Genomic DNA, 21811 nt, shown 5'->3' on the forward strand with positions numbered 1-21811 from the left:
GTCACTCCACCAGCTGGTGCGCGCTGACGAAGTCGTACGGGGCGAGCGGGCCGATGAGCCGCATCCGGATCAGGTCCCGCCGCCGCTCGGCGAAGTCCTCCACCGCCTGGACGAACTCGTCCTCGGCGTCGCCCTCCACGAGGAAGGAGACGCGCACCGCGTCCAGTTCGTGGCTGGGCGGGAGGGGGGCGTCCGCCGCCGCGTACCGGCCCACGGCGTCGATGAGGTCGCGGTTCTCCGCCTCCCGGCGCAGCTCGACGGCCTGGCTGATCATCTCGCCGAGCCGGATCCGCTGCTCCCGGCTCTCGATCTCCGGCCGGCCGCGCACCTCGTCGGCGAGGGCCGCGGCGGAGGCGTTCTCCGCCAGGAACCCGCTGATGAACTCCTGCTCGTCGAAGCGCCCGTGCACCGTGTACTGGAGCCGGTCCTCGAGCTCGTCGAGGGCGGCGGCGAACCGGTCGTGGTGCGCGGCGAGCAGGTCCTCGACCGCGTCCGCGCCGGTCACCACCGTGCCGAACCGGACCGGCAGCACCGGCGCGACCACCGCCGTCCCGTCCAGCAGCCGCTCGTACGCGGTCAGGTCGGCCGGCCGGCCCAGCGCCTCCTCCAGCCCGACCTCACTGACCAGGGCGGCCAGCTCGCCGTGCCGGACCGCGGTCACCTCGCCCGGCGGGGAGCCGACCCCCTCGGCCTCGGGGGTCGGCTCCACGTCGGACGGCACGATGCCGTAGATGAACAGCCCGTTCTCCTGAGCCATTTCAGCGCTCCTCGTCCCGCCGCCGGCGCGGCCGCTCCCGCTCCCGCTCGGAGCCGCGGTCCCGGATCGAATCGGCCACCGCGCCGCTGATCTCCTGGGCCGCCTTGCCGAGCCCGGAGACCGCCTTGCCCTTGGTGGCCGCGCCGGCCGCGTCACCGACCAGGTCCGGCAGGCCCTTCTGGCCCTTCGGCACGATGCTCAGCCGGTCGACCGCCTCGGCGAACCGCAGGTACGTGTCGACGCTGGCGATCACGATCCGCGCGTTGATCTCCAGGAGCTGGATGCCGACCACGGCGATCGACACCTGGGCATCGATCACCACGCCCTTGTCCAGCACGGTCTCCACGACGTCGGCGAGGGTGCCCCCGCCGCCGCCGCCGCCGCCGGTGCGCTCCAGGGCGCTGCCCGACTGTCCCGTCGTGGTGGACATGGTCATTCCTCACGCTCCTCTCGCCGGCGGCGGACCACCGGACGTCGCGGTGTCTCGGGAGCCCGGCGGGCCGGGCGCTCGGGGCGCGCCTCCCGCTCCTCGCGCGGCTGGGGGCGGCGGGCCCGCTCGGGCGCGCGGCGGCGCGGCGGCTCCTCCTCCTCGGGCTCCTCGGCGTACTCGTCGTCGTCGAAGTCGTCGCCCTCGTCGTAGTCCGCGTACTCCTCCTCGTCGGGGGTGGGACGGCGACGCGGCGGCGGCGGCCGGCGGCGGCCGCGACCGGCGGGCCGGCGCTCCTCCTCCGGCTCCTCCTCGGGCTCCTCCTCCGGCTCTTCCTCGGGTTCCTCGGCGCGGCCCCGCTGTTCCCCGCGGCCCCGCTGTTCCCCGCGGCCCCGCTGCTCCTCGCGGCCCTCCTGCTCGCGGCCCTCCTGCTCCTCAGCCTCCTGCTCCTCGCGGAGCGCGGTCTCGTGGTCCTTGACCACCTGGGAGTCCTCGATCTCACCGCGCCAGCCCTCGACCGAGTCGGGGTCGAGCACGGTCTGGGTCATCACGTGCCGGACGAAGTGCTTCAGCTCCAGCCGGACCCGGCGGCCCTGGGCGCGCCAGAGGTTGCCGGTGTGCTCGAAGAGGCCCTGCGGGTGGTACTCCAGCACCACCAGGATCTTCGTCAGCTCGGGGCCGACCTCGTGGAAGCTGACCGTGCCGTCGACGGAACCCTTCTCGCCCTTGGACCGCCAGTGGATGAGCCGGTCGGGGATCTGCCGGACGATGGTCGACTCCCAGGTCCGGTGCGACCAGAAGACCTGCGCCTTCCAGGTCATCTTCTCGTCCGAGTCGCGGTTGGCCTGCTCGACCTTCTTCATGAAGCTCGGGAAGTCGCCGTACTGGGTCCACTGGTTGTACGCGACCCGTACCGGCACGCCGACCTCGATCGTCTCGACGATGTTGGTGACCTTGAGCTTCTTGCCGCCGCCCTTGCCGCCCTTGCCGCCGCCGAACGCCGACATCAACTTCTCCTTACCGCCGGCCAGGCCGGCATGGAACATGGCCTTGACCGGGGAGTGGCCCTCGGCGAGCTTCTGCGCGCCGGTGGCGGCGGCGACCAAGCCGGGGCCGCCGCCCTGCCTGGCGTACTCGCTGAGCCGCCCGGTGGCGCCGGTGAGCCGCTCGGTGACCACGTGCATCGCCCGCTCGCCGATGGCGGAGGCGAGGTTGCGCAGTTCGCCGCCGAGCTGGTCCCGGGCCTTGTCCGCGAGGTTGCTGGTCGCCATGGTCATCGCCCCCGCTGCCGTCGGGCGACGGCCGGGCGCCCGCCACGGTCCGTCTCGTCCTCCGCCGTCGGCTGCTCGTCCAGCTCCTCCTCGTCGTCGGGGGCCGAGCGTTCGTCGTCCGCCGGCTCCTCGTCCGGCCGGCCGGCGTCGGACTGGCCGCCGCCGGACTTCCGGCGCAGCGCGTCGGCGCTGCCGCGCAGCTTGCCGCTGAGCGCGTCGATACCGCTGCCCGCGGCGGCGGTCGCCGCGGCCTTGCCGGCCGTGGCCAGCGGGACGCCCAGCTTGCCGAGGCCGCCGAGCTGGGGGACGTTCAACAGGTCCGTGCCGAGCTGCTTCAGGCCGCCCGGGCGCTGGCTGGCCCGCCCGGCCGCGACGGCGGCGGCCAGGGTCAGCGCGGTACGCATCTTCTTCCGGCGCCCGAGGAGGTAGCCGAAGCCCACCGCCAGCGCCACCCGTGCTCCGCTCTTCATCAGTTCTCCTTCGCTCCCCGGCGGAAGCGGACACCTCATGCATGGAGCAGGCCCGGGAAAGCAGCTACCGGGGATCAGCGGGAAATGGGCCTGCGACCGGCGTCCCGTATCAGCGGACCCGGCGGGCAGTACCCGTCCAGCCATGCCCAAAACATTTCGGCGGAATTGCCGAGACGTCTGTCACCGCGCAATTGGATAGGCGGCTCAGGAGAGGCGGAGACGGCGCAAAACGGTCAGAGAAGACCAGTTGAGCAGGGAAAAGTCAAACGTTGCACAAAGGCGAGTGAGAATCTAATGGGCCGGCAGGGCGGAATCGAGACACATTTCTGCGCGAAGCTTCCCGTCCTTCTCACGCAATTCCGCGCCACATTTACGAAGGACCGAGACGGCGCCCTGGTTGTCCGGTGTCGTCTCGGCCACGACGGTGCGCATGCCGGCCGCCGCGGCGGCGTGGAGCAGCTCCCGCAGGGCGGCCGCGCCGAGCCCCTGGCCGCGCGCCGAGCGGCCCAGCCACATCCCGGTCTCCACCGTCCCCGGCTCGCCGCAGCGCGTCATCCGCACCATGCCGACGACCTCGCCGCCGGCCACGATCGCGTACATCTGGGTACGGGTCGGGCCGTCCAACCCGCCGAAGCTCGCCCGATGGAACTCGCGGAAGGCCTCCCGGCGCGCCAGCGACCACCCGGCCGGGGCCTGGACCGGGGGCATGACGTCCTCCGGCTCCGCCTCGGCAGCCGCTACGGAGAGCAACGGCTCCAGGTTTCGCTCGTCCACCGGCTCCAGTCGTACCGCACCCATCACGAGCCGCAGTCTGCCGGTCGTACCGGCCCAAGTCCACCCCTTTGGGCCCGGACTGCCGGTCCGGCGGAGGGGGTCGGCCGGTCGTACCCCCGGGGTGTTCCGCCTCACGCTCCGTTGTCAGCCGACCGGTCCGTTTCGACGGTGAGGGTGCTCACCCCGCCGGAGCGAAGTCGCAGAGCACCACCGAGGCGTCATCCGTACGCTTACGCCGGCGCAACCGGTCCGAGTGGTCCCGCTCGGCCGCCCGGACGCGGTCGATCAGCCCCTCCGGGCCTTCGGCCGCCGTCACGTCGAGCAGGCCGGCCCAGTCGAAGAGGCCGAACTGGTCGACCGCGCAGGAGGCGCCGTCGCTGAGCAGCGCGGCCCGTCGCAACGCCCCCGGCCCGCGCAGCGGCAGCGTGCCGGTCACCGCGTGGTACGCCGCGTCCGGGTCGCTGGCGGCCGCCCAGTAGCCGTGCGTCCGGTTCATCCGGGTCCGCTGCACGGTCACCGCCCGGCGGAACCGGGTCGCCGGGTCGACGTCCCCGTCCGGCAACGCGGCGGCCGTCCGGCGCAGGTCCGCCAGCGCAGCGTCCAGCCGGTCGTCGGAGACCACACCGATCCGGTCCCCGGTGTCGAGCACCAGCGGGCTGTCGCAGAGCACCAGGTAGTCCACCTGGTCGCCGCCCTCCCGCAGGAGGCAGACGGTGGAGGACGGGGTGCCCGGGTGGTCCAGGTCGCACTCGCCGCCGTGGTCCGCCCGCACCGCCAGGATCGCGGCCGCCAGGCTGCTCATCAGCGTCGCCGCCGGGCGGGCCGCGACGGCCAGGCCGATCCGGGCGGCCAGGTGCCGGACGTACCACGCCGGGCCGTGCACGCAACCGGTGTCGAAACCCTCCGGCACGGTCGCCCCGTCGAGGACGCCGACCAGCGGGCCGAACCGGAAGACCAGGTCCTCGTTCTCCAGCCGGCCCGGGGCCGGATCGGAGGCGGAGCGTACCCGCATCATGGGCGCCGTCCCGACCGGCCGGGCCGGCCGGCTGCCGATCGGGTACCGCCGGTCTGGTGCCCCCATCCGTCTGCTCCCTCCGTCGCCGTCCGCCGCCTACCCGGAGCGCCGGAGCCCATGCCGGGCCGGCCGGACCCACGGGTCGTGCGGCCGGTCAGCGCCGCCGGTTCCGGGCCCGGGACGAGCGCAGCCGGCGCAGCCGGCCCACCAGCACCGGCTCGGCGGCGAGCGCGGCCGGCTGGTCGAGCAGCGCGTTGAGCAGTTGGTAGTAGCGGGTCGCGGAGAGCCCGAAGGTGTCCCGGATGGCCTGTTCCTTGGCGCCCGCGTGCTTCCACCACTGCTGCTCGAAGGCGAGGATCTGTCGCTCCCGCTCGGTCAGCCCGTCGGCCTCCCGAGGCGGCTCCGCGGCCGGAGCCGCCTCCGCCGGCCCGTCGTCCGGCGGCGCGGCCTCGACCGCGGGGGCGGAGCGGGGTGGCGGGACGGCGACGCCGGCCTCCCGGCGCGCGACGTCGGCGGTCCCCGACGGCTCGGGCCGGTTGGTGGCGGCCCGCTCCGTGGCGTCGGCGGGCAATGGCGCTCCTCAGCAGGACGGGGCGACCGGCGCGACGACGCCGGCCGGGGGACCCCAGCCTAACCAGGGTCCGCCCGGCCCGCATCGGACGCGGAGTCCGCGCCGGTCAGGCGATGTCCCGCCGGCGCATCGACCAGAACGCGCCGATCAGCGCCGCGGCGGCCCCCACCCCGAGCACCAGCGCGGACTGCTGCCAGGTGACCACCAGCTTGGCCGGCTCGCACGCGCCCTTGGCGAACTGGCAGGTGTCGTAGTCGAAGAGTTCCACCTTCTTCATGAACCACGACTGGGCGTACGTGGAGAGGACATAGCGGTCGCCGAACGGTACGGAGAGCACGGCCACCGCGATCCGGATGCCGATCTCGCTGATCGCGAAGACCGCCACGGCCGCGCCGAGCGCCATCGCGGTGTGCCGCCCCAGGGAGGCGAGCGCGAAGGCGACCGCGCCGACGAGCAGGATGAGCCCGACCGCCCGCAGGCCGTCGAGGCCGATGGACTGCCACACCCCGCCGGTCACCTTGGCGGTGGTCCCCCGGTAGCGGCCGATGAGCCAGAAGGCGAGCGTCCAGAAGGCACCGAGCACCAGGCTCACCCCGAGCACCGTGGTGAGCAGCGCGGCCAGCTTCGTGCCCAGCACGGCGAGCCGTTTCGGCCGCCAGAGCAGCAGGTTCATCATCCCGCCGGTGCTCCACTCGGCGCCAACGTAGGAGGCGCCGACGATGAACGCGAAGAGCGCCACCGCCCCGGCGAAGACCGCGATGAACATGGGGAACTCGGCCCGGAAGTCGAACTGGTAGGGCAGGTTCCACTTCGGGTCGAACATCTCCGGCTGCGGCTGCCAGTCCCGGCCGCAGTTCGGGCCGTACCGGTCCTCGGTGTTCTGGTCGCCGCCGGCCTTGGCGGCATCGCAGTCGGCGACGCTCTTCTTCCAGTCCGCCAGCGCCCGCTGGTACTGCGCGTCGGACTCGACCTGGGCGGCCGCCACCGTCTCCTTGGAGAGCTGGTGGCTGGAGAAGCTGAACGCGGTGGCCACTGTGGCCAGGCCGAGCAGCAGCAGGACCAGCAGCAGCCGGGTGAGCCGGCGCTTGCTGAGCCGGCGCAGTTCGGTCACGTAGAGGCTCATGCGCCCCAACCTCCTCCGGCGACGCCGCTGCCCGGCTCACCGACCTTCGTGGACTGGTCGACCTGCCGGTGCTGGCCGGGAACCGGCGCGGTGGCGGTCAGTTCGAGGAAGACGCTCTCGAGATCGACCGCGACGGGCGTCAGCTCGCTGACGTAGAGGCCCTGCTCGGCGAGGACGCGGCTGACCGCGGCCGGCTTGTCGACGCCGGAGAGCATCAGGTGGTCGGGCTCGGCGGCGACCCGGATCCCGGCCCGGGTCAGCGTCTCGGCCGCCTGCGGCAGGTCGGTGACCGCCTCCAGGCGGACCCGCACCGAGCCCTGCGAGTGCGCGGCGAGCACTTCGTCGACCGGCCCGTACGCGACCCGCCGGCCCAGCGAGATGATGGTGACCGAGTCGCAGATGAGCTGGATCTCGCCGAGGATGTGGCTGGAGAGCACGACGGTCATCCCGGCGGCGGCGAGGTCGCGCATCAGCCCGCGCATCTCCCGGATGCCGCCCGGGTCGAGGCCGTTGGCCGGCTCGTCCAGGATCAGCAGCTTCGGGTTCTTCAGCAGCGCGGAGGCGACCGCGAGCCGCTGCTTCATGCCGAGCGAGTAGGTCTTCACCCGCTCCCCGGCCCGGTCGCGCAGCCCGACCAGCTCCAGCACCTCGTCGACCCGCTGCCGGGGCAGCTCACCGGCCTGGGCGAGCAGCCCGAGGGTGTCCCGGGCGGAGAAGTGCGGGAAGAACTGCGGGCTCTCCACGATGGCCCCGACCTGGCCGGCGACCGCGGGCAGCGCCTGCGGCAGCTCCTGGCCGAGGATGGCCATCCGGCCGCCGTTGGGCCGGATCAGGCCGAGCAGCGTCCGCAGCGTGGTGGTCTTGCCCGAGCCGTTGGGGCCGAGGAAGCCGTGCACCTGGCCGGCCTCGACCCGCATGTCGAAGCCGTCGAGCGCGTGGCGGACCCCGCGTTTCCGGCTCCGGTACGTCTTGCGGAGACCCTCGATCTCCAGGACAGCCGACAAGCTGACCTCCCCCGATAAGTAGGTGACAGCGAGACACCATACGCGGTATGCAGCCGGAGACAATACCCGGTATGCATCAGGGTTTTCCCGGATTCGGGGTCGGGCGCGCCGGAGAGCCGCGTCAGGCGCAGACGACGTGCACGCCCGCGTCGCGGAACGCCTGCACCACGTCGGGGGACGCGCCGGAGTCGGTCACCAGCGTCTCCACCCGGTCCACCGGGCAGATCCGGGCGAAGGCGTGCCCGCCCAACTTGGACGAGTCGGCGATGACCACGACCCGCTTGGCCCGGGCCACCATGAGGCTGTTCATGGCCGCCTCGCCCTCGTGGTGGGCGGCGGCGCCGAGCTGCGGGTCGATGGCGTCCACGCCGAGCAGCGCCACGTCCAGGGTGACCTCGCGCAGCAGCGCCCCGCCCAGCGGGCCGACCAGCTCGAACGACTTGGGCCGGACCACGCCGCCGGCCACCACCACCTTCATCCGCGAGCGCACCAGCAGCTCGTTGGCGATGTTCAACGCGTTGGTGACCACGGTGAGCTGGGCGCCTTCGGCGCTGGTGTTCAGGTCGGGGCGTACGGCCAGCGCCCGGGCCACCTCCGTGCTGGTGGTGCCGCCGTTCAGACCGACCACCGTGCCCGGGGAGACCAGCGCGGCGGCGGCCGCGCCGATCCGCTGCTTCTCGGCCGAGTGCTTGGCCGTCTTGTAGCGCAGCGGCAGGTCGTAGGAGACGCCGTTGGCGACCGCGCCGCCCCGGGTCCGCGTGATCATCTGCTGCTGGGCGAGCTGGTCGAAGTCACGCCGGATGGTGGCCTGGGAGACGTCCAGGCGCCCGGCCGCCTCCTCGACGCTGACCCGGCCGCTGTCGGTCAGCATCTCGAGCAGCGCGTTCCATCGGGCGTAGCGGTCCACCGCGGGGCCTCCACTGACTCTGCACGAACGGTGATTGATTGCGTGCACAGTAGTGCGCGAAACTGGCCAGGCGCAAAACCCTGTCCTGCGCGATGTGGGAGCCGGTTGCCACGGCCACCCCGAATCGCGCAGAATGACGCGCGAAAGGCGGCCGTATCGCGCCGTATTGCGCAAAGTCTCCCCTGGCGAGGAGTTGTCATGGCGTACGTGCACGCGGAGATCGCGAGCCAGCCCGACTGCTGGCGGGAGGCGGCGCGGCTCGCCCCGACCGTCGCCGACCGCCTGCCGCGCTCCGGCGAGCGGGTCGCCGTCGTCGGGTGCGGCACGTCGTGGTTCATGGCGGCGGCCTACGCCGGGCTGCGCGAACAGGCCGGCCAGGGCGAGACCGACGCCTTCCAGGCCAGCGAGTTCCCCACCGGCCGCCGCTACGACCGGGTCATCGCGATCACCCGCTCCGGCACCACCACCGAGGTGCTCGACCTGCTCGCCGCGCTGCGCGGGCAGCTGCCCACCACGGTCCTGGTCGGCGACCCGGCCTCCCCGGCCGTCGAGCTGGCCGACGCCTCGGTGCCGCTGCCCTTCGCCGACGAGCGCTCGGTCGTGCAGACCCGGTTCGCCACCACGGCGCTCGCGCTGCTCCGCGCCCACCTCGGCGAGGACCTGGGCCGACTCGCCGCCGACGCCGAGGTCGCCGTCCGGGCCCCGCTGCCGATCGACCCGGCCACCATCGAGCAGGTCACCTTCCTCGGCCGTGGCTGGACGGTCGGGCTGGCCCAGGAGGCCGCGCTGAAGTGCCGCGAGGCGGCCACCTTCTGGGCCGAGGCGTACCCGGCCATGGACTACCGGCACGGCCCGATCTCGATCGCCGCCCCGGGGCGGCTGGTCTGGGCGTTCGGCGGTATCCCGGAGGGGCTGGCGGAGGACGTGGCCGCGACCGGCGCCGCCTTCGTGCACAGCCGCACGCACGGCTGCCACACGGTGCTGACGAGCTGGGCGGCCGGGCGCAACCCGGTCGACCCGATGGCCGACCTGATCCTCGCCCAGCGCTTCGCCGTCGCGCTGGCCACCAGCCGCGGCCTCGACCCCGACGCGCCGCGACACCTGACCCGCTCCGTGGTGCTGGCGTGAGCGCGAGGAGTGAGCCGGGGTTGCGAGCCCCGCAGTCGCGAACACAGGAGGCACCGTGAGCGCGAGGAGTGAGCCGGGGTTGCGAGCCCCGCAGTCGCGAACACAGGAGGCACTGTGACGCCAGGCGGCGAGGTCGTCGTCGCGCTGGACGTGGGCGGCACCGGGATGAAGTGCGCCCTGGTCCGCCCGGACGGCGCCACCGTGCACGCCGAGCGGCACGCCACCGACGCGGCGCGCGGCCCGGAGGCGGTGGTCGCCACGATCCTCGACGTGGCCGAGGGGCTGGCCGGCAAGGCCCGCGCCGACGGCCTCACCCCGGTGGCGTGCGGCGTCGCCGTGCCCGGGGTCGTCGACGAGGCCCGCGGGGTCGCGGTCTGGTCGGCGAACGTGGGCTTCCGGGACGTACCCCTGCGGGAGCTGGCGCGGACGCGGCTCGGCCTGCCCACGGCGCTCGGCCACGACGTGCGGGTGGGCGGCCTGGCCGAGGCGCGGCTCGGCGCCGGGCGGGACGCCGGGCACGTGCTGTTCGTCGCGATCGGCACCGGCATCGCCGCCGCCCACGTGGTCGACGGGTCGGCCGCCGTCGGCGCGCACGGCGCCGCCGGGGAGATCGGCCACATCCTGGTACGCCCCGACGGCCCGCGCTGCGGCTGCGGCCGCCCCGGCTGCCTGGAGGCGGTGGCGTCGGCCTCGGCGATCGGCCGCCGGTACGCCGAGCTGTCCGGCGCCCAGGCCACGGCCGCCGAGGTGGCCGACCGGGCCGCGGCCGGTGAGCCGCTGGCCGGCCGGGTCTGGCGGGAGGCGGTCGAGGCGCTCGCCGACGGTCTGGCCACCGGTCAGGCGCTCTTCGACGTGGCGACCATCGTGATCGGCGGCGGGCTGGCCCAGGCCGGCCCCCGACTGTTCGACCCGCTGCGCGCGGCGCTACGCGAGCGCCTGACCTTCCACCGCGAGCCGCGCCTGGTCGCGGCGGCCCTCGGCGACGAGGCCGGCTGCCTCGGCGCCGCCCTGCTGGCCCTGGACACCCTGGCGAAGGAGAGCCGATGACCCTGCGCGTGACCGGCAAGGTGGTGACCCCGAACGGCGTGATCCGGCAGGGTTGCGTGGAGATCGCCGGCGACCGGATCCGGGCCGTCGCCGAGTACCCGACGGTGCGCGACGGGCACTGGATCATGCCCGGCTTCGTGGACATGCACACCCACGGCGGGGGCGGGCACACCTTCACCACCGGCGACGCGGAGTCGGCCCGACAGGCCGCCGACTTCCACCTCGGGCACGGCACCACCACGCTGCTGGCCAGCCTGGTCAGCTCCCCGTTCCCGCTGATGCGCGAGGCCACCGCCGCCTACCGGCCGCTGGTCGAGTCCGGGGTGCTGGCCGGCGTCCACTTCGAGGGGCCCTACCTGTCCGCGGCCCGCTGCGGCGCGCAGAACCCGGAGTTCCTCCGCGACCCGTCCACCGAGGAGCTGGCCGAGCTGATCGAGCTGGGCGGCGGGACGGTCCGGATGGTCACCCTGGCCCCGGAGCGCGACGGCGCGCTGGAGGCGATCAAGCTGCTGGTCGGGCAGGGCGTGGTGGCGGCGGTCGGGCACACCGACGCCACCTGGGAGCAGACCCGGGCGGCCGTGGCGGCCGGCGCGAGCGTCGGCACCCACCTGTTCAACGGGATGCGCCCGGTGCACCACCGCGAGCCGGGGCCGGTGGTGGCCCTGCTGGACGCCCCGAACGTGGTCTGCGAGCTGGTCGCCGACGGGGTGCACCTGCACGACGGCATGCTCGGCTTCGCCACCTCGGTGGCCGGCCCGGAGCGCGCCGCCCTGATCACCGACGCGATGGCCGCCGCCGGCATGCCCGACGGCGAGTACGAGCTGGGCGGCCAGGCCGTCACGGTGGCCGACGGGGTGGCCCGGCTCAGCCGGGACGGCGCGATCGCCGGCAGCACGCTGACCATGGACGCCGCGCTGCGGCACGCCGTGGGGGCAGGGGTCGCCCTGCCGGACGCCTGCCGGATGGTGGCCACCACCCCGGCCCGGGCCATCGGCCTGGGCGACCGGGTGGGCGCGCTCCAGACCGGCCTCCGGGCCGACCTGGTCGTCCTCGACGACGACCTCAACGTGGTACGGGTGATGCGCGCCGGCGCCTGGGTGGAGTGACGCGGCGGGCTGCGGTCAGCCCGCGGTGGGCACCTCGACGCCGAGCACCGCCTGCTCGTCCGGGCGGTGCACCAGCACGTCCGCCAGGTAGGACTGCACCGCCTGCCGCATCCCGACGTCCCGGCCGGCCTGCTCGGAGAGCAGCCACTTGTGCTCGATGATCTGGGCGAACAGCTCCTGCGGCTCCAGCTTGCGGCGCAGGTGCGCGGGCACCGCCCGGACCACCGGCTCGAACACCTCGGTCAGCCAGCGGTGCGCGGCCTGCTGCTCGTCGGTCAGGTCGCTCTCCACCCGGTACGCGTCCAGGTCGTTGAGGAGCTTGCGGGCCTGGTTCTCCTCGGCGTCCAGGCCGGTGAGCCGGAGCAGCCGCCGGGTGTGGTAGCCGGCGTCGACCACCTTGGGCCGGACCAGGTAGCGCCCGTTGTCGACGGTCGACATGGCCACCTCGGCGACGTCGAAGCCCAGTTCGTTGAGGCGGCGGATCCGGCCCTCGATGTCGTGCCGGGCCTCCCGCTCGATCTGCTGCTCGTAGGTGATCTCGTGCCAGAGCCGCTCGTAGCGCTGCACGACCTGCTCGCAGACCTCCTCCGGGTCGATCGACTCGTGCAGCAGGCCGGCGGCCTGGAGGTCCAGCGCCTCGCCGAAGATGTTGACCCGGGCGATCTCCAGGTCCTCACCGCGCTGGCCGTTGGAGAGCGAGGGGCGCAGCGCGCCGGTCTCCGCGTCGACCAGGTAGGCGGCGAAGGCGCCCGCGTCCCGCCGGAACAGCGTGTTGGACAGCGAGCAGTCGCCCCAGAAGAAGCCGGTCAGGTGCATCCGGACCAGCAGCACCGCCAGCGCGTCGAGCAGCCGGGTCATGGTCTCCGGCCGCAGCGTGCGGGAGAACAGCGCCCGGTAGGGCAGCGAGAACTGCAGGTGCCGGGTGATCAGCACCGGGTCGAGCGGCTCGCCGTCGTCGGTCTGCCGGTCGGCCACGATCGCGATCGCCTCGACCGACGGGAAGTCGATCCGCTCCAGCGCCCGGAGCAGGTCGTACTCCCGTTCGGCGACCCGCTCGCCGGTCTCCTTCACCGCGTAGACGTAGCCGCCGAGCCGGACGAAACGCACGATGTGCCGCGAAATGCCCTGGGGGAGCGCGACCAGGTGTTCGGCAGGCCACTCCTCCAGCGGGGTCGACCAGGGAAGGTCGAGCAGCGCCGGGTCGACGAGGGCCGAGGTGATCCGCACGGGGACCAGTGTGACCGCTGACCCCCGGGAAGCGCTTCCCTTCGTGGTTGGGCCCACAGCCGCCGCACGCCCGCGCGGGCCCGGCGCCGCGGGCGGCCGGTAGCGTGGTCGCGTGCGGGAGACAACCGGGGTACGCCGGAAGCCGCGGCTCCGGCGCGTCCGGCCAGCCGGCTGGTGGTGGGACGGGCTGCTGCTCGCCGCCCTCGTGGCGCTCACCGTGGCGCTGGCCGAGGGGCACCTCTTCGGGCTCGACCGGGCCGTCGCCGACTGGTCCGCCGAGCACCGGCCGACCGCCGCCCGGTGGGCCGCGATGGCGCTCAACCTGCTCGGCCAGGGCACCCCGCTGACCCTGCTCGCGGCCGGGCTCGGCGTGCTGCTGGCGGTCCGGCTCCGCTCCGTCCGCCCGGTGCTGCCGCCGGTGACCGCGTTCGTGCTCACCTACCTGACCATCGGGCCGTTGAAGGTGTGGACCGCGCGGCCGGCGCCGAGCGCCAGCGTGAAGGAGCCGTTCCTGGCGCCCGACCAGACCCTGCCGCTGTTCCAGCAGGACCTGCCGGTGCGTTTCGCCCAGTCCTACCCGTCGGGGCACGTGGCCAACGCGATCGTCTGGTACGGCGTGCTCGCCCTGCTGCTGGCCCCCCTGCTGCGCACCTTCGGCCGGACCGTCCCGCCCCGACTGGTCACCGTGATCCGGGTGGTGCCGCCGCTCGTGGTCTTCTGCACCACCATCTACCTGGGCTGGCACTGGCTGACCGACTCGGTCGCCGGGCTGATGCTCGGCCTGCTGCTGGACCGGTTGCTGCGCCGGGTGCCCTGGGACGACCTGCCGCTGCCCGGCCCGCTGCGAAATCGGGACCGGCCGTTCACCTCCGCCCCCTAGCCTGCGCTCATGGCTGAACTGGCGCGCCGGCTGGGCGTACCCGACGCGGTCGTCATCGGGCTGGGGTCGATGCTCGGGGCGGGCGTCTTCGTGGTCTTCGCCCCCGCCGCGGCGGCGGCCGGCGGCGCCGGCCTGCTGGCCGCGTTGGCCCTCGCCGGCCTCATCGCCTTCTGCAACGCGACCAGCTCGGCCCGGCTCGCCGCCCGCTACCCGGAGTCCGGCGGCACCTACGTCTACGGCCGGGAGCGGCTGCACCCGTTCGCCGGGTTCCTCGCCGGCTGGGGGTTCGTGATCGGCAAGACGGCGAGCTGCGCCGCCATGGCGCTGACCATCGGGGCGTACCTCTGGCCGGGCCGGGCGCGGCTCGTCGCGGTCCTCGCGGTGGTGGCGGTGACCGCCGTGAACCTGCGCGGGGTGGGAAAGACGGCGACCGCCACCCGGATGCTGGTCGGCGTGGTGCTCACCGTGCTCGCCGTGGTGGCGGTGACGGGCGCGCCGCACGTCGCACCCGACCGGCTCGCCGACTTCGCCGACACCGGCGTCCGGGGCGTGCTCACCGCCGCCGGCCTGCTCTTCTTCGCCTTCGCCGGGTACGCCCGGATCGCCACCCTCGGCGAGGAGGTCCGCGACCCGGAGCGCACCATCCCGCGGGCGGTGCCGCTGGCGCTCGGCGTGGTGCTGGCCATCTACCTGGTGCTGGCCGTGGTGGCCCTCGGGGTGCTGGGCCGGCAGCGGCTGGCCGCCTCGACCGCACCCCTGGCCGAGGTGGTGACCGCCGCCGGGCTGCCCGGCCTGGCCTGGCTGGTCCGGGCCGGGGCGACCGTGGCGGTGACCGGGGTGCTGCTCTCCCTGCTGGCCGGGGTCGGCCGGACCACGCTGGCGATGGCCCGCCGCCGGGACCTGCCCGGCGCGCTGGCCGCCGTGCACCCGCGCCACCGGGTGCCGCACCGCGCCGAGCTGGCCGTGGCCGCCGTGGTGATCGTCGTGGTGTCCCTGGCCGACGTCCGGGGCGCGATCGGCTTCTCCAGCTGCACGGTGCTGGTCTACTACGCGATCGCCAACGCCTCGGCGCTCACCCTGGGCCGGGATCCGGCCCGGAAGCTGCCGGTGCAGCTGCTCGCCGCGCTGGGGCTGGTCGGCTGCCTGGTGCTCGCGGTCAACCTGCCCCCGGCCAGCGCGCTCAGCGGCTTCGGCGTGCTCGCCCTCGGCGCCGCCTGGTACGCGCTCCGCCACGCCACCCGCGCGATTTGACGCCGGTCACTCGTCCGGCTGGCGGGGGACCGGCGCGCCGGCCGGTGCGGGTGGCGGCACCGGCGTGGTCTCCCGGAGCAGGGCGGTGAGCCCGGCCCGCCGGGCCACCACGGTCAGTCGGTCCCCCGCGTGGATCACCATCCGGGGGTCGGTGGACCACTCCGTCTTCTGTCCGGCCCGGGTGTGGGCCAGCAGGCGCACCTCGCCGGGGCGGGCCACCGCGCCGAGCGGCCGCCCGTCGAGCGGGGAGCCGGCCACCACCGGCACCTCGGTGACCAGCAGCGCGTGCCGGTCGACCGGGATGGTGGCGATCACCGCGCGGTCCAGCATGGCCGCCGCGAACGCCGGGGCGGCCAGGTACGACACGCTGCGCGAGATGCCGATGCCGAACGCCTGCTGGATCCGCTCGGCGAAGTCGCCGTCGAAGAGGCGCAGCACCACCCGCAGGTCGGGGTCGAGGGAGCGGGCGTTGAGCGCGGCGCGGAGGTTCACCCCGTCGTCGGTGGAGACCACCACGAGCGCCTGGCTGGTGTCGACGGAGGCGGCCCGCAGGGTCTCCTCCTGGCCGGCGTCCCCGATGATCAGCGGCACGCCGAGCCGGTGCGCCAGCGGCGCGCCGCGCGCGTCCGGGTTCTTGTCGATGGCCACCACCTCGACCCCGAAGTCGTGCAGCTGGGCCATCACCCGGGTGCCGATGTTGCCCAGCCCGACCACGACCACGTGCCCGGAGCGGTCGGGTTGGATCCGGCCGGCGTGCAGGGCGAGCCGGGCGTTGACGATGCCGTCGACCACGGCGGCCGTGATCAGCGGGATGAGCGCCAGCCCGGCCAGGTTGAGCACCACCTGCATGATCTGGGCGGCGAGGGCCTTGTTGACGTCCGGGTCCTGCCCGCTGAGGGTGGTGACCAGTGTCAGGTAGAGCGCCTCGGACCAGGTCACGTCCGCCGCCCGGGCGTTGAGCCAGCCGAGCACGGCGATCACCGCCAGCAGCACCAGCACGGCCAGGCCGATCTTGCGGGTGGCGAAGCTGCGGACCGCGCGGAGCAGCACCGCGACCGGCTGCCGGCGACGGCGGGCCCGGACCAGCCGGCGGGCGGCCAGCTCGGTGCCGGGGGGCCGGCCGGTCGCCTCGGCCAGCACCACGTCGGCGGAGGACTCGTCGGCGGGCAGCACCCGGACCAGCTCCGGGTCGGTGGTGACGGCCAGCCCGGTGAGCACGTCCTGCGGGCGTACGTCGGCGCGGCGGGCCACGTAGAGGGTGCGGCCGGCGTGCCGGAAATGGGTGGGGGCCAGCTCGCCGAGCGCGGCGGCCACGAAGGCCGGGGCGGAGATCGAGGCGTCGGAGAGCACCGCCGAGTCGGGGAAGAGCTGCCGCACGCCGTTGGCCAGGCTGGTGTTGAACATCCGGACCACCAGGCGCAGCCGGGGCTCGACCTCCTGGGCGCAGAGCGCGGCGTGCATGTTGCCCACGTCGTCCTGGTGCAGCAGGGCCAGCCCGTCCGCCCCGGCCAGCCCGGCCCGGCGGAAGGTGGCCTCGTCGAGCCGGTCCGCCCGGACGACCTGGAGGCCCGGGATGTCCCGCCCGTCGGGCCCGTCGGAGCGGCGGCGCTCGGGCACGACCAGGGTCACCCGGACCCGGCCGGCGGGCGGGTCGGTGGCGAGCAGCGACCGGACCACCCAGTAGGCCAACGGGTCCGAGCCGCAGACCACGTAGTGCGGACGGACGTCGCCGTTCATCTTCAGCCGCCATCCGGTCGCCCGGCGCGCGCGGTCGCGGAGGGGCTCGGCCATGCCCGGATCGTAGTCAGTCGCTCGCAGTGCGCGCAGCCCCCTCGATCATGAACGCATGGCGTCCCCCAGTACGGGTAGAGCACCGGCATGCAGACGTTCCTGCCGTATCCGGACTTCCTGGCCAGCGCCCGGACCTTGGACCAGAAGCGGCTGGGCAAGCAGCGGGTGGAGACCATCCAGGTGCTGCGCGGGCTGACCCGGCCGGACTACGGCTGGCGCAACCATCCGGCGGTGAAGATGTGGGCCGGGTACGAGGAGGCGCTGACCCGGTACGGCCTGGACATGTGCGCCGTGTGGTGCGAGCCGGGGCGGGCGGACACCTGCGCGGCCACGATGGCCACCGACCTCGCCTCGGCCTGCGGCATCGCCCTCATCCGGACCCAGGCGGAGCTGGCCGGGGCCGGCGAGCTGCCGCCCTGGCTGGGCCGGGAGGACCTGCACCTCAGCCACCGGTCGTCGCTGATGCGCAAGGACCCGGCCCACTACGGCCCGCAGTTCGACGGCGTCCCGCCCGACCTGGAGTACGTCTGGCCGGCCTCCGACCGGCCGCGCCGCTGTCTGCTACCGGAGGCCTGAGCCGGCAGACTGGAGGCCCCCGTCGGGCGGAGGTGCGCATGGCACTGTCGCGAGTGGTCGGCCGGCTCATCGGCGTACGCCGGCACCTGGTGGACCCGGGCGGCGGTGGCGCCCCGCGCGTGCCGCGGCCGGTGCGGGCGCTGGTGGTCGGCGGCGGCATCGCCGGCATGTCGGCGGCGGTGGTGCTGGCCGAACGCGGCGTCGAGGTGACCGTGCTGGAGGCGGCGCCGCACCTGGGCGGCCGGCTCGGCGCCTGGCCGGAGGAGCTGCCGGACGGCGCCCAGCGCAACGAGCACGGCTTCCACGCCTTCTTCCGGCAGTACTGGAACTGGCGGAACATCCTCCGCCGGGCCGACCCGGGCCTGGGTTTCCTCAAGCCGGTCCCCGGCTATCCGATCCTCTCCGCGCAGTGGCCGGCCGAGGAGTTCGGCCGGCTGCCGCCCACGCCGCCGGCCAACCTGCTCGCCCTGCTGCTGCGCAGCCCGAGCCTGCGCCTGGCCGACCTGCGGGCCATGGACCGGGACGCGGCGCTGCCGCTGCTCACCTACGACCCGGTGCGCACCTACGCCGAGTTCGACACCCGGACCGCCGACGAACTGCTCACCTCGCTGCGGCTCCCGGACCGGGCCCGGGCCATGCTCTTCGAGGTCTTCTCGCACTCGTTCTTCAACCACGAGGCCGAGATGTCGGCCGCCGAGATGATCGCCCAGTTCCACTTCTACCTGCTCGGCAACCCGGAGGGGCTGGCCTTCGACAGCCCGGACCGGGACTACGCCACGGCGATCTGGGAGCCACTCACCCGGCACGTCGAGCGGCACGGCGCCCGCGTACGCACCGGCACGGCCGCCGCCCGGCTGGACCGGACGCCGGACGGCTGGCGGGTGACCACCGCCGACGGCGACGCCCACGAGGCCGGGCAGGTGGTGCTGGCCGTCGACCCGCCCGCGCTCGCCGCGCTGGTCGCCGCCTCTCCCGGCCTGCTCGCGGCGGCACCCGAGCTGGTGGCGCGGATGCCCGCGTTCGGCTGGCCCGGCCCCCCGTACGCGGTGGCCCGTTACTGGATGGACGGCGACGTGCGCGCGGACCGGGCGGTGTTCAGCGGGGTGTCCCGGCAGCCCACCCTGGACTCGGTGACCCTCTACCACCGGCTGGAGGACGAGCCGCGGCGCTGGGCGGAGCGGACCGGCGGCTCGGTGGTAGAGCTGCACGCGTACGCCTGCGAGCCGGACGTGCCGGCCGAGGAGCTGGCCGAGCGGATGCGGACGGAGCTGACCGCGCTCTGGCCGGAGGCGGCCGGCCTGCGGGTACGCGCGCTGCGCGCCCGGGTGGCGGCGCAGGCTCCGGCGTTCACCCCGGGCAGTCACGCCGGGCGGCCCGGGGTGCGCACCGACGCGGCCGGCCTCTACCTGGCGGGCGACGGGATCCGCACCGGGTTCCCCAGCGCGTTGATGGAACGGTCGGCGGCGACCGGGATCGTGGCCGCCAACCACATCCTGCGGGCGGAGGGGGCGGCGGCCGAGCCGGTCCACTCGGTCCGCCCACGCGGCCTGCTGGCCGGCCAGCGCTGATCCGAAACCGGTCATAAGCCATCAAAGGCTGCACTAGGCTCGACTGACTCCGTCGGCACGGGAGGTCGGGAGGGTGAGCACGGCGCTGCGGGTGGACGACGAGCGGGACGACGCGTACGGGCTGCTCCGGGACGAGCGGGCCTGCGTCGTCACCGCCCTGCGGCTGGGCTGGTCGATGGCGGACACCTACCACCACGCGCAGACCGCCGACCTGGTCGACGGCGCGGACCGGCCCGTGGCCGCCCCGCCGAAGCTCTCCAACGTCACCGAGATGCCGGGACGGCTCCGGCTCCGGATGAACCTGGACGGGGTGGAGGTGGCGCTCGCCCAGATCGCCGCGCTCACCGCGCCGGGCCGGCCGCTGCCGTCCACCGCCGCCGCCCGGGCCGCCATCGGCGCGGACCGGGAGCCGCTGCTGCTCGCCCTCGACGAGCTGAACGTGGACGTGCTGCGCTGGACGATGGCCACCAACCACCGGGTGGGGCTGGCGTACCGGCTCGGCCGGTCGCTCGCCGACACGGTCCGGCACGGCGACGCCGACCAGCTGGTCGGGCGGTTCGGCGGGCGGCAGATCCAGCTCAGCCGGTGGCTGGACGAGCTGGCCACCGTGCTGCCCCCGTATTCGGCGGCGGTGGTGCGCCACTCGCTGGCCGCCTGGGCGGGGGCGGTCACCCGGGCCGCGGTCGGCGATCCGGGCGAGGCCGGGCTGGCGGAGCTGGCCCGCGAGCTGCGCAACCAGGGCGAGCTGTGGCGGGGCGTGCTGACCGGCGGCCTGCACCCCCGCGACCTGCTGGACGAGGAGAACTGGGCGGTGGTGGCCCGGAACGTGATCATCCGGGACCGGAAGCTGGTGGTGCAGGCGGCCCGGGGAATCTTCTGGCCGGTGCTCGTACCCCTGCTGGTGGTGCTGCTGGCGGTGGTCGGAGTGAGCGCCGCGGCGGCGGCCGGCTCCCCCACCACCCGGGCGGCGGTGGCTCTGGTCGGCCTGGGCGCCGGGCTGACCGCGATCTGGCGGTCGGTCTCCACGCCGACGCTGTCGGTGGCCGCCGAGGTGAACCGGCCGCTGCTGGAGAGCGAGCTGGTGGTGCAGATGGCCGCCCGGGTCGGCCGGCCGCTCGCCGTCGCGCGAGCGGCCGGGCGGGCCGGACGGCAGCGGCCCCCGTCCGACGGTGGATCGAAATACGTTGCCCGCGTTTCCGGCGTGGATCTACCGTGAGCGCGCAAGGTCAACCATCGCTCCGGGAGCCGTCGATGTCGCTGCGCCACCCCACCACGATGCCGTCGTGGCTGCTCAGCGACGGCTGCCGAGCCGAAGGTCCGCCTGCCGGACGGTCCGACTGACGCGCCTGCGCGTCCACGTCGTCGCCGCCCGGTCCCGTGGACCGGGCGGCTTTTTGCTGCCGTACCACCGATCGTGAAGGGAGAGCCCGGTGGACGCCGTCCTCGTCATCAACGCCGACCTCGGCCCGCTGCACCGGGTCACCGTCCAGCACGCGATCCGGATGCTCTGCCGGCGGGTCGCCGAGATCCACGAGGCCGAGCCGGACCAGGTGATCGGGGTCTTCCCGATGCCGCGGGTGGTCCGCCTCGTCCGGTACGTGGTGACCCGCTGGCGGTTCAGCGCCGGCCCGGCCTGGTCCCGCGGCGGGGTGCTGCGCCGCGACGGCCGGCGGTGCGCCTACTGCGACGGCCCGGCCAGCACCATCGACCACATCCTGCCCCGCTCGCGCGGCGGCCGGAACACCTGGGGGAACACCACCGCCGCCTGCTACGGGTGCAACCAGCGCAAGGGCGACCGGACCCCGGCCGAGGCGGGCATGCCGCTGCGGCGGGAGCCGATGACGCCGAGCTGGGCCTCGCTGGCGCGGTGACGGACGGCCGGCGGGCACAGGGGGTCGCGTCGGAGGTACGCCTCCGGCGCGGCGCCCGCCGGTTCCCATCGTCAGCCAGGCCCGGGAGCCCCGACCCGGGGGCCGGGCTCGCCGGCGCCGCTCCTGCTAGTCGAAGTAGCCGTGATTCCGGGACAGGTCTCGCACCCCCCGCCGCGTCCAGCCCAGGAACCTGCCGTACATCTCGAAGGCGTCCGGCGGTTTCGAGATCATGGACATGCTCGGGGTCAGCCGGTCGCGGTTCCGGCAGATCGTCATGCACCCCCGTTTCCCTCGACCCTTCCAGACCCTGCAGGCCGGTTCGGTGTGGTTGCGCTCCGACGTGGAGCGGTACATTGCCGATTACCGCCGACCCCGTCCCCCGGCGGACGATGACGAGTAGGACCGTTGCTCCGTCTCGTTCAGCGGGAGCCGGTTGGTGCGGTGACTGCCGGATCGGCGGGATGCGCCCGCAGGAACGCCGCGGCGTGGCGTGCGTCGCGGAGGATCTGCCAGCAGCTGAGACCGAACATCACCCCGGTGATGCCGAGCAGGACCAGCCAGACCGGAGCAAAGCTGAGCAGCGCCTGGCCGAGGTTCATCGTCGTCAGACCACCCAGCAGCAGGACGAACCGTCGTTGGCGAACCATCTGCGCGGCCGTCGTCCGCAGCCAGGGCAGGTCGTCCGGGGAGTCCACAACCCCACGGCGGACCGCCCGCGCAAGCGCACGACGACGGCCCCAACCCAGCGTCCAGAGCCGGGACTCCCGATCGGCTCGGTAGCCGCCGCTCCGGACCATCCACACCAGCGCGGCGACCTCGGCCACCAGACCCGACACCGCGAAGACCGCGCCGATCATCGCCACCCAGCCCGGTGGGTCGCCACGTTCCCACCAGGTCGTCGGGAAGCCGCCCGCCAGCAGTCCCACCAGCAGCGACACCAGCGCGAAGACCACCACCGTCCCGACGAGCAGCAGCCGGAACCGCCGACGCCTCCGGCGAATCTCCTGGCGTTCCCGGGCATCGTCCATAATGGCCCCCGTTCGACGC

General features: G+C 74.5%; 22 protein-coding genes and 1 pseudogene. 9 read left to right on the forward strand and 14 right to left on the reverse strand.

From position 1 onward, the window contains the following. Position 1: 1 nt before the first annotated feature. The 10 genes and pseudogenes from ACFYPD_RS04210 to ACFYPD_RS04255 form a co-directional block, all read right to left on the reverse strand. On the reverse strand, positions 2–757 hold the full coding sequence (locus tag ACFYPD_RS04210; RefSeq protein WP_387108608.1) for a GvpL/GvpF family gas vesicle protein: 756 nt from the start codon (positions 755–757) through the stop codon (positions 2–4). 208 nt (positions 758–965) lie between these two features. Then, positions 966–1154 (reverse strand): annotated as a pseudogene (gvpJ, locus tag ACFYPD_RS04215) (gas vesicle protein GvpJ); the annotation flags it as partial. A gap of 35 nt (positions 1155–1189) precedes the next feature. Beyond that, entirely contained in the window at positions 1190–2455 is a 1266-nt protein-coding gene (locus ACFYPD_RS04220; protein WP_387108610.1) for an SRPBCC family protein, read from the reverse strand. 2 nt (positions 2456–2457) lie between these two features. Beyond that, positions 2458–2925 (reverse strand): hypothetical protein, encoded by a 468-nt coding sequence (locus tag ACFYPD_RS04225; protein WP_387108612.1) that lies wholly within the window; start codon positions 2923–2925, stop codon positions 2458–2460. 291 nt (positions 2926–3216) lie between these two features. Then, complete coding sequence (locus tag ACFYPD_RS04230) at positions 3217–3726, reverse strand: GNAT family N-acetyltransferase (RefSeq protein WP_387108614.1); 510 nt, start codon at positions 3724–3726, stop codon at positions 3217–3219. 151 nt (positions 3727–3877) lie between these two features. After that, positions 3878–4780 carry a hypothetical protein gene (locus tag ACFYPD_RS04235; RefSeq protein ID WP_387108617.1) on the reverse strand — a complete coding sequence of 301 codons (903 nt, stop codon included), beginning with the start codon at positions 4778–4780 and terminating at the stop codon, positions 3878–3880. An 88-nt stretch (positions 4781–4868) separates the two neighbouring features. Further along, positions 4869–5285: a DUF3263 domain-containing protein gene (locus ACFYPD_RS04240; RefSeq protein WP_387108620.1), complete on the reverse strand. Its 417-nt coding sequence runs from the start codon at positions 5283–5285 to the stop codon at positions 4869–4871. 106 nt (positions 5286–5391) lie between these two features. After that, positions 5392–6408, reverse strand: a complete 1017-nt coding sequence (locus tag ACFYPD_RS04245) for an ABC transporter permease subunit (protein ID WP_387108623.1) — start codon at positions 6406–6408, stop codon at positions 5392–5394. Beyond that, positions 6405–7325 (reverse strand): ATP-binding cassette domain-containing protein, encoded by a 921-nt coding sequence (locus ACFYPD_RS04250; protein ID WP_387109178.1) that lies wholly within the window; start codon positions 7323–7325, stop codon positions 6405–6407. The genes ACFYPD_RS04245 and ACFYPD_RS04250 overlap by 4 nt, the downstream gene beginning before the upstream one ends. A 208-nt stretch (positions 7326–7533) precedes the next feature. Further along, the gene (locus ACFYPD_RS04255; RefSeq protein WP_387108625.1) at positions 7534–8319 is read right to left on the reverse strand and encodes a DeoR/GlpR family DNA-binding transcription regulator; all 786 of its coding nucleotides are present in this window, start codon (positions 8317–8319) and stop codon (positions 7534–7536) included. A 198-nt stretch (positions 8320–8517) separates the two neighbouring features. Here ACFYPD_RS04255 and ACFYPD_RS04260 point away from each other — a divergent pair, with 198 nt between their 5' ends. The 3 genes from ACFYPD_RS04260 to nagA all read left to right on the forward strand — a co-directional run bounded on the left by ACFYPD_RS04260 (position 8518) and on the right by nagA (position 11600). Next, on the forward strand, positions 8518–9447 hold the full coding sequence (locus ACFYPD_RS04260; protein WP_387108627.1) for an SIS domain-containing protein: 930 nt from the start codon (positions 8518–8520) through the stop codon (positions 9445–9447). A 114-nt stretch (positions 9448–9561) separates the two neighbouring features. Further along, on the forward strand, positions 9562–10494 hold the full coding sequence (locus ACFYPD_RS04265; protein WP_387108630.1) for an ROK family protein: 933 nt from the start codon (positions 9562–9564) through the stop codon (positions 10492–10494). After that, entirely contained in the window at positions 10491–11600 is a 1110-nt protein-coding gene (nagA, locus tag ACFYPD_RS04270) for an N-acetylglucosamine-6-phosphate deacetylase (protein WP_387108632.1), read from the forward strand. Before ACFYPD_RS04265 ends, nagA begins: the two co-directional genes overlap by 4 nt. A gap of 15 nt (positions 11601–11615) precedes the next feature. Here nagA and ACFYPD_RS04275 read toward each other — a convergent pair whose 3' ends face one another. Further along, a complete protein-coding gene (locus ACFYPD_RS04275; protein ID WP_387108635.1) occupies positions 11616–12827 on the reverse strand; it encodes a DUF4032 domain-containing protein in 1212 nt (403 codons plus the stop codon). A gap of 112 nt (positions 12828–12939) precedes the next feature. On the opposite strand from ACFYPD_RS04275, the gene ACFYPD_RS04280 reads away from it, so the two are divergent. Beyond that, on the forward strand, positions 12940–13707 hold the full coding sequence (locus ACFYPD_RS04280; protein ID WP_387108637.1) for a phosphatase PAP2 family protein: 768 nt from the start codon (positions 12940–12942) through the stop codon (positions 13705–13707). A gap of 9 nt (positions 13708–13716) precedes the next feature. After that, positions 13717–14958, forward strand: a complete 1242-nt coding sequence (locus ACFYPD_RS04285; protein ID WP_387108639.1) for an APC family permease — start codon at positions 13717–13719, stop codon at positions 14956–14958. 6 nt (positions 14959–14964) lie between these two features. On the opposite strand, the gene ACFYPD_RS04290 is transcribed toward ACFYPD_RS04285, so the two are convergent. Next, entirely contained in the window at positions 14965–16695 is a 1731-nt protein-coding gene (locus tag ACFYPD_RS04290) for an NAD-binding protein (RefSeq protein ID WP_387109181.1), read from the reverse strand. A gap of 141 nt (positions 16696–16836) precedes the next feature. On the opposite strand from ACFYPD_RS04290, the gene ACFYPD_RS04295 reads away from it, so the two are divergent. The 4 genes from ACFYPD_RS04295 (at position 16837) to ACFYPD_RS04310 (ending at position 20764) form a co-directional block, all read left to right on the forward strand. After that, positions 16837–17325: an MSMEG_6728 family protein gene (locus ACFYPD_RS04295; RefSeq protein WP_387108641.1), complete on the forward strand. Its 489-nt coding sequence runs from the start codon at positions 16837–16839 to the stop codon at positions 17323–17325. A gap of 38 nt (positions 17326–17363) precedes the next feature. Further along, a complete protein-coding gene (locus tag ACFYPD_RS04300) occupies positions 17364–18893 on the forward strand; it encodes an FAD-dependent oxidoreductase (protein WP_387108644.1) in 1530 nt (509 codons plus the stop codon). A 73-nt stretch (positions 18894–18966) separates the two neighbouring features. After that, positions 18967–20109 (forward strand): hypothetical protein, encoded by a 1143-nt coding sequence (locus tag ACFYPD_RS04305; protein WP_387108646.1) that lies wholly within the window; start codon positions 18967–18969, stop codon positions 20107–20109. A 214-nt stretch (positions 20110–20323) separates the two neighbouring features. Beyond that, complete coding sequence (locus ACFYPD_RS04310; RefSeq protein WP_387108649.1) at positions 20324–20764, forward strand: HNH endonuclease; 441 nt, start codon at positions 20324–20326, stop codon at positions 20762–20764. Positions 20765–20890: 126 nt separating this feature from the next. Here the strand turns inward: ACFYPD_RS04310 and ACFYPD_RS04315 are convergent, their stop codons facing one another. Then, positions 20891–21040, reverse strand: a complete 150-nt coding sequence (locus ACFYPD_RS04315; RefSeq protein WP_387108652.1) for a hypothetical protein — start codon at positions 21038–21040, stop codon at positions 20891–20893. Positions 21041–21183: 143 nt separating this feature from the next. Beyond that, on the reverse strand, positions 21184–21792 hold the full coding sequence (locus ACFYPD_RS04320; protein ID WP_387108655.1) for a hypothetical protein: 609 nt from the start codon (positions 21790–21792) through the stop codon (positions 21184–21186). Positions 21793–21811 lie beyond the last annotated feature (19 nt).

Origin of the sequence: Micromonospora sp. NPDC005299 (genome assembly GCF_042872345.1) — a bacterium.
Taxonomy (GTDB): Bacteria; Actinomycetota; Actinomycetes; order Mycobacteriales; family Micromonosporaceae; genus Micromonospora.

Coding starts and splice junctions, on each gene's coding strand:
- ACFYPD_RS04300 (WP_387108644.1), top strand. CDS start 17,364: ATGGCACTGTCGCGAGTGGTCGGCCGGCTCATCGGCGTACGCCGGCAC.
- ACFYPD_RS04295 (WP_387108641.1), top strand. CDS start 16,837: ATGCAGACGTTCCTGCCGTATCCGGACTTCCTGGCCAGCGCCCGGACC.
- ACFYPD_RS04250 (WP_387109178.1), bottom strand. CDS start 7,325: ATGCGGGTCGAGGCCGGCCAGGTGCACGGCTTCCTCGGCCCCAACGGC.
- ACFYPD_RS04235 (WP_387108617.1), bottom strand. CDS start 4,780: ATGGGGGCACCAGACCGGCGGTACCCGATCGGCAGCCGGCCGGCCCGG.
- ACFYPD_RS04285 (WP_387108639.1), top strand. CDS start 13,717: ATGGCTGAACTGGCGCGCCGGCTGGGCGTACCCGACGCGGTCGTCATC.
- ACFYPD_RS04320 (WP_387108655.1), bottom strand. CDS start 21,792: ATGGACGATGCCCGGGAACGCCAGGAGATTCGCCGGAGGCGTCGGCGG.
- ACFYPD_RS04225 (WP_387108612.1), bottom strand. CDS start 2,925: ATGAAGAGCGGAGCACGGGTGGCGCTGGCGGTGGGCTTCGGCTACCTC.
- ACFYPD_RS04290 (WP_387109181.1), bottom strand. CDS start 16,695: ATGAACGGCGACGTCCGTCCGCACTACGTGGTCTGCGGCTCGGACCCG.
- ACFYPD_RS04220 (WP_387108610.1), bottom strand. CDS start 2,455: ATGGCGACCAGCAACCTCGCGGACAAGGCCCGGGACCAGCTCGGCGGC.
- nagA (WP_387108632.1), top strand. CDS start 10,491: ATGACCCTGCGCGTGACCGGCAAGGTGGTGACCCCGAACGGCGTGATC.
- ACFYPD_RS04260 (WP_387108627.1), top strand. CDS start 8,518: ATGGCGTACGTGCACGCGGAGATCGCGAGCCAGCCCGACTGCTGGCGG.
- ACFYPD_RS04245 (WP_387108623.1), bottom strand. CDS start 6,408: ATGAGCCTCTACGTGACCGAACTGCGCCGGCTCAGCAAGCGCCGGCTC.
- ACFYPD_RS04315 (WP_387108652.1), bottom strand. CDS start 21,040: ATGACGATCTGCCGGAACCGCGACCGGCTGACCCCGAGCATGTCCATG.
- ACFYPD_RS04210 (WP_387108608.1), bottom strand. CDS start 757: ATGGCTCAGGAGAACGGGCTGTTCATCTACGGCATCGTGCCGTCCGAC.